Origin of the sequence: Microbacterium sp. B19 (genome assembly GCF_000333395.1) — a bacterium.
In the GTDB taxonomy this organism is placed as follows: Bacteria; Actinomycetota; Actinomycetes; order Actinomycetales; family Microbacteriaceae; genus Microbacterium.
Genome location: NZ_BADA01000239.1, coordinates 1 through 10445 on the forward strand (window position 1 = coordinate 1; position 10445 = coordinate 10445).

At 70.4% G+C, this 10445-nt stretch carries 9 protein-coding genes and 1 pseudogene; 4 read left to right on the top strand and 6 right to left on the bottom strand.

What is annotated here, in order from left to right:
• The 4 genes and pseudogenes from I5G_RS24585 to I5G_RS26425 form a co-directional block, all read left to right on the top strand.
• A pseudogene (locus I5G_RS24585) lies at nucleotides 1-307 on the top strand (PTS sugar transporter subunit IIA); the annotation flags it as partial.
• Nucleotides 304-1455, top strand: a complete 1152-nt coding sequence (locus I5G_RS09160; RefSeq protein ID WP_022878793.1) for a mannitol-1-phosphate 5-dehydrogenase — start codon at nucleotides 304-306, stop codon at nucleotides 1453-1455. The pseudogene I5G_RS24585 and the gene I5G_RS09160, both read left to right, overlap by 4 nt.
• Before the next feature lies 1 nt (nucleotide 1456).
• On the top strand, nucleotides 1457-2236 hold the full coding sequence (locus tag I5G_RS09165; RefSeq protein ID WP_022878794.1) for an alpha/beta hydrolase: 780 nt from the start codon (nucleotides 1457-1459) through the stop codon (nucleotides 2234-2236).
• A 592-nt stretch (nucleotides 2237-2828) separates the two neighbouring features.
• Nucleotides 2829-3323: an endonuclease domain-containing protein gene (locus I5G_RS26425; protein WP_239642517.1), complete on the top strand. Its 495-nt coding sequence runs from the start codon at nucleotides 2829-2831 to the stop codon at nucleotides 3321-3323.
• A 317-nt stretch (nucleotides 3324-3640) separates the two neighbouring features.
• Here the strand turns inward: I5G_RS26425 and I5G_RS09175 are convergent, their stop codons facing one another.
• From I5G_RS09175 to I5G_RS09200, 6 genes are all read right to left on the bottom strand, one after another.
• A complete protein-coding gene (locus tag I5G_RS09175; protein WP_026095803.1) occupies nucleotides 3641-4747 on the bottom strand; it encodes an adenosine deaminase in 1107 nt (368 codons plus the stop codon).
• A gap of 23 nt (nucleotides 4748-4770) precedes the next feature.
• Entirely contained in the window at nucleotides 4771-6060 is a 1290-nt protein-coding gene (locus I5G_RS09180; RefSeq protein ID WP_022878796.1) for a thymidine phosphorylase, read from the bottom strand.
• The gene (locus I5G_RS09185) at nucleotides 6057-6458 is read right to left on the bottom strand and encodes a cytidine deaminase (protein ID WP_022878797.1); all 402 of its coding nucleotides are present in this window, start codon (nucleotides 6456-6458) and stop codon (nucleotides 6057-6059) included. The genes I5G_RS09180 and I5G_RS09185 overlap by 4 nt, the downstream gene beginning before the upstream one ends.
• 44 nt (nucleotides 6459-6502) lie before the next feature.
• The gene (locus I5G_RS09190; protein ID WP_022878798.1) at nucleotides 6503-7801 is read right to left on the bottom strand and encodes an ABC transporter permease; all 1299 of its coding nucleotides are present in this window, start codon (nucleotides 7799-7801) and stop codon (nucleotides 6503-6505) included.
• Nucleotides 7798-9027, bottom strand: a complete 1230-nt coding sequence (locus I5G_RS09195; protein WP_051038730.1) for an ABC transporter permease — start codon at nucleotides 9025-9027, stop codon at nucleotides 7798-7800. The genes I5G_RS09190 and I5G_RS09195 overlap by 4 nt, the downstream gene beginning before the upstream one ends.
• A gap of 131 nt (nucleotides 9028-9158) precedes the next feature.
• On the bottom strand, nucleotides 9159-10445 hold a 1287-nt coding region (locus I5G_RS09200), incomplete at its 5' end, for an ABC transporter ATP-binding protein (protein WP_026095804.1).

Below are 10445 nucleotides of genomic sequence, written 5' to 3' on the forward strand. Positions count from 1 at the left end.
TGCAGCAGCGCGAGGAGACGGTGTCCACTACATGGGGCAACGAACTCGCCATCCCCCACGGCACCAACGAGACCAAGCAGGCCATCCTGACGTCCGGCCTGTCGGTGGTCCGCTACGACGGCGGCGTCGACTGGGGCGGGGAGCCCGTCCCTTCGTCATCGGCATCGCCGGCAAGGGCGACGAGCACCTCGAGATCCTGTCGCAGATCGCCATCCTCTTCTCCGAGGAGGACGACGTCGCGCGCCTGAAGGCCGCCTCCTCCCCCGAGGAGCTGTTCCAGGCCCTGTCGGGCTCCGTCAACGCATGAAGGCCGTCCACTTCGGAGCCGGGAACATCGGTCGCGGCTTCGTCGGCCTCCTGCTCCACGAGGGCGGCTACGACCTCGTCTTCTCGGACGTGTCCGCGCCGCTCGTCGCGGCGATCAACGCGGCATCCGAGTACACCGTCCACGAGGTCGGCGAGGGCGGCACCGACAAGACGGTGACCGGCTTCCGCGCCATCGACAGCTCGACGGATGCCGAGACCCTGGTCGACGAGATCGCCACCGCCGACGTGGTGACCACCGCCGTCGGACCCACGATCCTGAAGTTCGTGGCCCCGCACATCGTCGCGGGTCTGGCCCTGCGCGATCCCTCGCTCGCTCCCCTGCAGATCATGGCGTGCGAGAACGCCATCGGCGCGACCGACCAGCTGCGCGAGCACGTGATCGACCTCGCCGGCGAGGCGTGGGACGCCCTCGAGGCCCGCGCGGTGTTCGCCAACACCGCCGTCGACCGGATCGTCCCGGCGCAGGCCGTGGGCGGCGTCGACGTGACGGTCGAGCCGTTCTACGAGTGGGCGATCGAGCGCGGACCGTTCGGCGACAACCCGCCCCACATCCCGGGCGCGCACTTCGTCGACGACCTGACCCCGTACATCGAGCGCAAGCTCTTCACCGTCAACACCGGGCACGCGACCACGGCGTACTTCGGCGCGCGGGCCGGCATCGAGCGCATCTCCGACGCCCTCGCCGACCCGGCGATCGCGGCCCAGGTCGAGGCGACTCTCGAGGAGACGAGCGCGCTGCTCGTGCAGAAGCACGAACTCGACCCCGAGGTGCAGAGCCAGTACCGCCACACGATCCTCCGCCGCTTCCGCAACCCGGCGCTGCCCGACACGGTGTGGCGCGTCGGTCGGCAGCCGCTGCGGAAGCTCTCGCGTCACGAGCGCTTCGTGGGTCCCGCCGCCGAAGCGATCGAGCGGGGCCTGCCCGTCGACGCGCTCGTCGCCGCGATGGCCGCGGCCCTGGAGTTCCAGGATGCCGAGGACGTCCAGGCCGTCGAGCTGCAGCGGCTCCTCGGCGAACTGGATGCCACGTCCTTCACCGCGCAGGTCACCGGTCTCGAGCCGGAGCACCCGCTGTTCGCCCGCGTCGAGGAGATCGTCGCCGCGCGACAGGCGGCATTACGCTCGTGAGGTGACCGACACCCCACCGTCCGCCGACGGGGCGCCCCGAGCGCCCCGTCGGCGTTTTCGTGTCCTGAGATGGATCCTGGGCGGCCTGGGCGCCCTCGTGGCGCTGGCGGTCGTCGGCATCCTGATCTACAGCCAGGTCGGCGTGATGGGCGCCGAACCCGAACCGCTCGCCGAGGCGCGCGCGAACCCGGGTCTCACGATCACCGAGAATGCGACCGCGGTGATCCTGACGCCGACCTCGGGCGACACCGGCCGCGGCCTGGTGTTCATCCCGGGCGCGAAGGTCGACGCGCTCGGCTACGTCGCGACGTTGACCGAAGCGGTCGTCGACGACGGCGTGACGGTGGTGATCACGCGCCCGTGGTTGAACCTCGCGTTCTTCGACCCGCGCCCCCTCTCGACCTTCACGGACCTCGCCCCCGACGTCTCGGTGTGGGCCGTCGGCGGCCACTCGCTCGGCGGCGTGCGCGCGTGTCAGCTCGCGACCGACGCCGACGCCCTCGTGCTGTTCGCCTCGTACTGCGCGAACGACCTGTTCGGGTCGGGGCTGCCGGTGCTGAGCCTCTCCGGTTCCGAGGACGGCCTGTCCACACCGCAGAAGATCGCGGACGCGTCGAAGGAGCTCCCCGCCGACGCGGTGTTCGTCGAGATCCCCGGCGCCTCGCACGCGTCGTTCGGCGCCTACGGCCCGCAGCCCGGCGACGGCAACCCGACAGCGGACCCCGCCGAGGCCGACCGCGTCATCGCCGAGCAGCTGGCGGCGTTCCTTCCGGCGCGCTGACCCGGCCGGGCCAGCGGCGGTTACACCGCAGTGGGCGCGCGCGGCGTCCGCGCGGGCGAAACTCCTGAAAAACCGGCCTGTTCTGCGTCGCCACTGCCGCAGATCGGTCATGCGGCGCGAAGGTTCAGGAGTTTCGCCCGGGGCGGTCCGGGACGACTCCCCCTACCGTCCCGCCGTTATCCACAGCTCGGGCGCCCGTGGCCACGCGACGCCGCGCGAAGCGGCCAGGGTGTGCCCATGGCATCCGCAGACCTTCGGCCCGACGACAACCACGAGGTGGTGTGGGCAACCCGCGATCTCCATGCGGCGGGGTGGTCGCGTCGCTCTCTCGCCCGCGCCGTTGCCGACGGCGCCCTCGTGCGCGTGCGCCAGGGCAGGTTCGTCGTGGCAGGCACCCCCGATCTCCACTGTCGCGGCGGCGCGTCTGGGCGGGCGGCTCGACTGCATCAGCCTTCTGGCGCTGTACGGCGTGTTCGTCCATCACCACACGGACCGCCACGTGCAGCAGGATCCCCTGGCCAGTCGACGCCCACCGGCACCCCGCGGTGTCGTGTACCACTGGAGATCGAGCGCTGCGCCGCGAGACCGATCCGTGGTCCATGTCGCGGAAGCCCTTGCGCAGGCGATCCGCTGCCAACCGCCGCGATCGGCTGTCGCGACGCTCGACAGCGCCTGGCACCTCGGCCTCGTCGACGAGGCCGACATCGGCGAGGTCTTCGCGCGCGTGCCGCGTCGCTTCCAGGTGCTGCGAGGGCTGTTGGATCCGCGCGCAGAGGCGGGGACCGAGACGCTCGTCCGACTCTTCCTGCGACATCTCGGCTGCCGGGTCGACGTGCAGGTACGCATCGACGGCGTCGGACGTGTCGATCTGCTGGTGAACGGCTGGCTCATCGTGGAGTGCGACAGTGCGCAGTTCCACGGCACTTGGCACGCGCACAAGAACGACCGGCGCCGCGACATGGCCGCTCTGGAGCGTGGGTACGCGACGCTCCGTCTGCTCGCCGAGGACATCCTCTATCGCCCCGACCGCGTCCGCGCTGCACTCCAGCGCGTCCTGGCGCACGGCGCGCCCGGGCGAAACTCCTGACTTTCCGTCCCGCATGACCGCCACGCCGCCCTGTGCCGCCGAAAGGGCCGAGATCTCAGGAGTTTCGCCCGCTCGTCCGCGCCGCCGCCCGCCCGCCCGCCCGCGGGGACGCCACAGGTAGAGCAGCCACCGGTTTGAGCGGCGGGTCGGCGCCGTCCCGAGTGTGAGTGCGGGCGAAACTCCTGAGGAATCGAGCGGTGACGGAACCCGGAAAGTGCCGCGCGGACGGCTATGGCACGAATCTCAGGAGTTTCGCACCGGTGCGGCGCGTCCCGCCACGAGGGGGCGCCACCGACACCGGAAACCCCCGCGGCAGCTCAGCGCTGGAAGCCCTCGGCGATGATCTCGATGAGCTCCTCGCGCTCCTCCACCGGCAGGAACGCACCGGCGGCGGCGTTGAGCTGGAACGCCTCGAGGTCGTCGAGGTCGTAGTCGAAGGCCTGCGCCAGCAGCCCCAGCTCCCGGGTCAGCGTCGTCCGGCTCATGAGGCGGTTATCGACGTTCACCGTGACGGAGAAGCCCAGCTGGTAAAGCAGATCGAACGGGTGGGCGTCGAGCGTGTCGCCCCAGGCCGTGACCGCGCCGCTCTGCAGGTTCGACGTCGGCGACAGCTCGAGCGTGATCTCGCGGTCGCGCACCCAGCGCGCCATGTCACCGAACGTGACCAGCACCTCCTCGCCCTCCCGCGACACGACGTCGAGGTCGTTCGCGATCCGCACGCCGTGGCCGAGGCGCACGGCCCGTCCGTCGATGAGGGCGGACCGGATGGATGCCAATCCCGCCCCTTCACCGGCGTGCACCGTCGTGGGGAAGAACTGTTCGGCGAGGTAGTCGAAGGCCGCACGGTGGTTCGAGGCCGGGAATCCGTCCTCGGGACCCGCGAGGTCGAAGCCGACCACGCCGCGCCCGCGCCACGCGACCGCCAGTTCGGCGATCTCGCGGGATCGCGAACCCTGCCGCATGGCGGTGAGCAGTTGGCCGACGCGGATGTCCTTGCCGCGGGCGTCCGCGGCATCCTCGCCCTCCTCGATGCCCTCCTGCACGGCATCCACGACGTCGTCGAGGCTCAGGCCGCGCGTGAGGTGCTGCTCGGGGGCCCACCGCACCTCGCCGTAGACGACGCCGTCGTCCGCGAGGTCTTCGACGAACTCCTTCGCCGCGCGGACGAGGCCCTCGCGGGTCTGCAGCACGCCCACGGTGAGCGCGAACTTCTCGAGGTAGTCCTCGAGCGAGCCCGACTCGACGTGGTCGGAGAACCAGTCGGCCAGGCCGTCGGCGTCATCGGCGGGCACCTCGAGGTCGAGGTCGTCGGCGAGCTCGAGCACCGTCTGCGCGCGCATGCCGCCGTCGAGGTGGTCGTGCAGCGACACCTTCGGCAGGTTCTTGAGCTTCTTGCCCTGGATGCGGACGTCGTCGGTGGCCATGGTGCTCCTCGGGTCGGATGCCATCACGCGGTGATGCGCTCGCGCACGAGCGGGGTGCGCGCGGGAGCGGTGTCACCGATCTCCCACGCACCCTCGACGGCCGCGAGAGCGCGGTCGAAGCGCGTCTCATCATCGGCCGAGAGGGTGAACAGCGGCTGACCGGCGGCGACGGAATCGCCGACCGTGACGTGCAGATCGATGCCCGCGGCGTGCACCACGGCGTCCTCGGCGCGCGCGCGTCCGGCGCCCAGGCGCCAGGCGCCGATGCCGAAGGGCAGCGCCTCGACGCGGGTGACGACACCCGCCCGGTCGGCCACGACCGTGTGCGTCTCCCGCGGCGTCGGGAGCGCGGCATCCGGGTCGCCGTCCTGCGCGCGGATCATGCGCTTCCACACGTCCATCGCGCGGCCGTCGGCCAGGGCCGCCTCGACGTCGGCGTCGGGCTGACCGGCGAGCGTCAGCATCTCGCGCGCGAGGGCGACGGTGAGCTCCACCACGTCGGCGGGTCCGCCGCCGGCGAGGACCTCGACGGACTCGCGCACCTCGTTCGCGTTGCCGATCGCGCGCCCGAGCGGGGTGTTCATATCGGTGAGCAGCGCCGTCGTGTTGACGCCCGAATCGGTGCCCAGAGCGACCATCGTCTCGGCGAGCTCGCGGGCGCGGTCGATATCCTGCATGAACGCGCCGGAGCCGAACTTCACGTCGAGCACGAGCGAGTCGGTGCCTTCGGCGATCTTCTTCGACATGATGCTCGAGGCGATGAGCGGGATCGCCTCGACCGTACCGGTGACGTCGCGCAGCGCGTACAGCTTCTTGTCGGCGGGCGCGAGTCCCGTGCCCGCGGCGCAGACCACGGCGCCGACGTCGGCGAGCTGCGCGAGGATCTCGTCATTGGAGAGCGCCGCGCGCCAGCCCGGAATCGACTCGAGCTTGTCGAGCGTGCCACCCGTGTGGCCGAGGCCGCGGCCGGACAGCTGCGGAACGGCGACGCCGAACGCGGCGACGAGCGGGGCCAGGGGCAGCGTGATCTTGTCACCCACACCGCCGGTGGAGTGCTTGTCGACGGTGGGCTTGCCGAGGGAGGAGAAGTCCATCCGCTCGCCCGAGGCGATCATGGCATCCGTCAGCACCCGGATCTGGTCACGGCCGAGACCGTTCAGGAGCACCGCCATCGTGAACGCCGACATCTGCGCGTCCATCACATAGCCGCGCGTGTACGCGTCGACGAGCCAGCGGATCTCCCCCTCGGAGATCGCGCGACCGTCGCGCTGCGCGCGGATGATGTCGACGGCGTCGTGCTGCTCGGTGCTCACCGCGCGGCCTCCTCGAGGTCGCGCGGACCGAAGGCGTCGGGAAGGACCTCGTCGATCGTCCGGATGCCACTGACGGTCTCGAGCAGCATGCCCGGGATCGCGTGCTCGAACAGCAGCTGGCGGCAGCGACCGCACGGCATGAGCGTGCGCCCCTCGCCGTCCACGCAGACGAACGCCACGAGCTGACCGCCCCCGGACATGTGCAGCTCGGACACCAGACCGCACTCGGCGCACAGGGTCACGCCGTAGGAGGCGTTCTCGACGTTGCACCCCGCGACGATGCGCCCGTCGGCGACGAGCGCCGCGGCGCCCACCTTGAAGCGGGAGTAGGGGGCGTAGGCGCGGTGCATCGCCTCGGTGGCGGCGGAACGGAGTTCGTCCCAGTCGATGTCGGTCATCGTGGAGCGGAGGGTCCTCTCGTGAAGGGGGAAGGCGGGCCGGGTCAGCCCTTGACGTACGGTTTGCCGGCGGCCGCGGGACCGCGGACCTTCCCGACGAGACCGGCGACGGCGAAGATCGTCACGACGTACGGCAGCATGAGCATGAACTCGCTGGGCACGGGCGATCCGATGACGCCGAGGGTGTTCTGGAGGTTGGAGGCGAAGCCGAACAGCAGCGCCGCGAGCGTCGCGCGGATCGGGTCCCACTGACCGAAGATGACCGCCGCGAGGGCGATGTAACCGGCACCGGCCGTCATCTCCTTGTTGAAGGCGCCGACCGAGCCCAGCGTGAAGAACGCGCCGCCGAGACCGGCGATCGCGCCACCCAGCGAGACGTTCCAGAACCGCGTGCGGGCGATGTTGATGCCCACGGTGTCGGCCGCCTGCGGGTGCTCGCCGACGGCGCGCAGACGCAGACCCCAGCGGGTGTGGAAGAGCCCGACGTATACCGCGGCCACGGTGACGTACATCAGGTACACGATGATCGTCTGGTTGAAGAGCATCGGGCCGATGATCGGGATGTCGGCCAGCACCGGGATGGGCAGGCGCGGGAAGCGGGGCGGCGAGTTCAGGGTGTCGGCGTGGGGCGAGAGCAGCTGCGAGAACAGGAAGCTCGTGAGGCCGACGACGAGCACGTTCAGCACGACACCGACGATCACCTGGTCGACGAAGTACTTGATCGCGAAGGCGGCGAGGATGAACGACACCAGGACACCGGCCACCGCGGCCGCGATGAGCCCGAGGTAGGGGTTGCCCGTCACGGTCGCGACGACCGCGGACGTGAACGCCCCCGCCAGCAACTGCCCCTCGATGGCGATGTTGACCACGCCGACGCGCTCGCTGAGCACGCCCGCCATGGCACCGAAGATGAGGGGCACCGACAGGCTCAGCCCACCGGCGAGGAGTCCGGTCAGCGGGATGACCGCGGTCGTCGCACCCGCGGCGGCCCAGGTGAGGAAGCCGACCATGAACACGACGGCGAAGATCACGGCCAGCCAGATCGGCGGGCGACGGTGCGCGCGCACGATGAGGACGCTCGCGACGGTCACCAGCGCGAGGAGGACGGTGCACACGGCCCCCGTGAGCACGCCGCCCAGCACCAGTTCGGGGAGCTGGATGAACTCGCCCGGGCTGGAGATGCGGAAGACGGCGTCGCCGTCCTGGCGAGCGACGATGAACAGCACGGCGGCCAGCACCGTGATGACGCCGTAGACGATCGGTGCCTTCCAGCTGACGACGACGGCGGTGTCGAGCGCGTCGGCCGCGGGGGCGGTCTCGGAATGTGCGGCGGTGGTGCTCACCGGGCCGCCTCCTTCTTCTTGGCGGCGCGGGCCTGGGGCTTACGCGCCCCGGGTGCCGGCAGACGGAAGATCGCGCGTACCAGAGGGGGTGCCGCGATGAACAGAACGATGAGCGACTGGACGACCAGGACGATGTCGATCGGCACGCCGTTGGCGGCCTGCATGGCGAAGCCACCGGCCTTGAAAGCACCGAACAGGATGCCGGCGACGAGCACGCCGACGGGAGTGGACCGTCCCAGCAGCGCCACGGTGATCGCGTCGAATCCGATGCCCGCGTCGATACCGCTCGAGAACCCGGTCGTCACGGTACCGAGGACCTGATCGACGCCGGCGAGGCCGATGAGCGCTCCGGAGATGAGCATCGAGTAGATGTACATCGACTTCACGTTGATGCCCGCGACGCGTGCGGCGTTCGGGTTCAGACCGACCGCCCGGAAGCGGAAGCCGAGCGACGACCGCTCGAGGATCCACCACACGACCACCACGGCGACGATCGAGAGGATGAAACCGAAGTGCAGGTTGTAGCCCGAGCCGAAGAGGTCGGGGAAGACCGCGGTGTCTTTCATCGGCGGGGTCGTGGGGTTGCTCGACCCCGGTGCCTGCAGCAGGCCGGGCGTGCGCAGCATGTAGTACACGAGGTAGTACGCCACGTAGTTGAGCATGATCGTCACGATGACCTCGTGCGCGCCGGTGCGCGCTTTGAGGACGCCCGCGATGCCTGCCCAGATGGCTCCGGCGACCACACCCGCGACGAGCGCGATGATCATGTGCACGCCCCACGGCAGGTCGAAGGAGAACGCGACCCAGCCCGCTGCCGCAGCGGCGACGAGCATCTGGCCGCGGCCACCGATGTTGAACATGCCGACGCGGAACGCGAGGGCCACACCGAGGCCGGCCGCGATGAGCGGCGTCGCGAAGGTCAGCGTCTCGGTCAACGGCTTGATGCCGGTCGCGAACTCCGGGCGGCGGAAGTTGTAGATCGCGCCCTGGAAGAACGACGCGTATGCGCCCGAGACGGACTGCCAGATCGCGGCGAGCGTGTCACCGGGTCGGGCGAAGAAGTACGCCGATGCCGCCTGCACGTTCTCGTCGGTGGCGGCGATCATGATCGCGCCGACGAGCAGCGCGAGGATGATGGCGAGGACGGAGATGATGGCGTTCCCGGTCGCGATCTCGCGGAGAGCGCGGCTCCACCGGTTCTCCTCGGGCGCCGGCGGGGGTGTCACGACGCGGGCACCGGCAGCCGTGTCGACGGCGACGTTTCCCTCGAGGGCGACGTCGGCGTCGGGCGCCGCGGCGACCTCGGCGGCGCGATCTGCGCGCGCGGCCGTCGGATCGTGCGGGCTGTGCGAATCGCTCACGCGGCGACTCCTTCGTTCTGGGGCGCTTCGCCGGCCATCATCAGGCCGAGGACGTCGCGCGAGGTGTCGCCCGGGACGATGCCGACGACGCGGCCCCGGTACATGACCATGATGCGGTCGGCGAGGGCGGTGACCTCGTCGAGTTCGGTGGAGACGACGATCACCGGAACGCCGGTGTCGCGCGTCTCGATGACACGCTTGTGGATGAACTCGATCGAGCCCACGTCGACACCGCGGGTCGGCTGCGCGGCGACGAACAGACGCAGGTCGCGGCTCAGCTCGCGGGCCAGGACGACCTTCTGCTGGTTACCGCCGGACAGACGTCCGACCGGCGTCTCGATCGAGGGCGTGCGCACGTCGAACTCTTCGACCTTCTCGTGCGCGAAGTCGGCGAGGGCGGACAGCTGCAGAGCGCCGCCCTTGACGAACGGGGCGCCGTCGGCGCGGTCGAGCATGAGGTTCTCGGCGATCGAGAACTCCCCCACGAGCCCGTCCTCCTTGCGGTCCTCGGGCACGAACCCGACGCCGGCCTCGAGAACGGCCCGGACGCTCTGCCCCTGCAGTTCCGTACCGTCGAGCGTGATGGACCCCTCGACGCGCTCCTGGAGACCGAGGAGCGCCTCGGTGAGCTCGGTCTGCCCGTTGCCCTGCACACCCGCGATCGCCAGGACCTCGCCGCGACGCACGTCGAAGCTGACGTCGTTGACGACGAGCTGGCCGATGGCGTCGACCACGGTGAGGTGGGAGACCGACAGCGCGACGTCGCCGAGGGTCGGGGCTTCCTTGTGAACGGTGAGCTCGACAGCGCGCCCCACCATCAGCGAGGCGAGCTCGGCGTTCGAGGCGCGCGGGTCGGCCTCGCCGACGACCTTGCCGAGGCGGATCACCGTGATGCGGTCCGCGACCTCGCGAACCTCGCGGAGCTTGTGGGTGATGAAGACGATGGAGGTCCCGGATGCCTTGAGCTGACGCATGATCGCCATCAGTTCGTCGGTCTCCTGCGGGGTGAGCACGGCCGTCGGCTCGTCGAACACGAGCACCTTGGCATCCCGCGACAACGCCTTGATGATCTCGACGCGCTGCTGCACGCCCACCGGCAGGTCGTCGACGAGCGCGTCGGGGTCGACGTCGAACCCGAAGCGGTCGGAGATCTCCTTGACCTTCGCACGCGCCGCGGCGAGGTCGAGCCGACCGCCGAATTTCGTGGGCTCGTGGCCGAGCATGACGTTCTCGGCGACGGTGAAGACGGGGATGAGCATGAAGTGCTGGTGCACCATGCCGAT

Excerpts from the sequence above, each read along its gene's own strand:
- I5G_RS09160 (WP_022878793.1), top strand. The coding sequence starts at position 304 with ATGAAGGCCGTCCACTTCGGAGCCGGGAACATCGGTCGCGGCTTCGTC.
- I5G_RS09175 (WP_026095803.1), bottom strand. The coding sequence starts at position 4,747 with ATGGCCACCGACGACGTCCGCATCCAGGGCAAGAAGCTCAAGAACCTG.
- I5G_RS09185 (WP_022878797.1), bottom strand. The coding sequence starts at position 6,458 with ATGACCGACATCGACTGGGACGAACTCCGTTCCGCCGCCACCGAGGCG.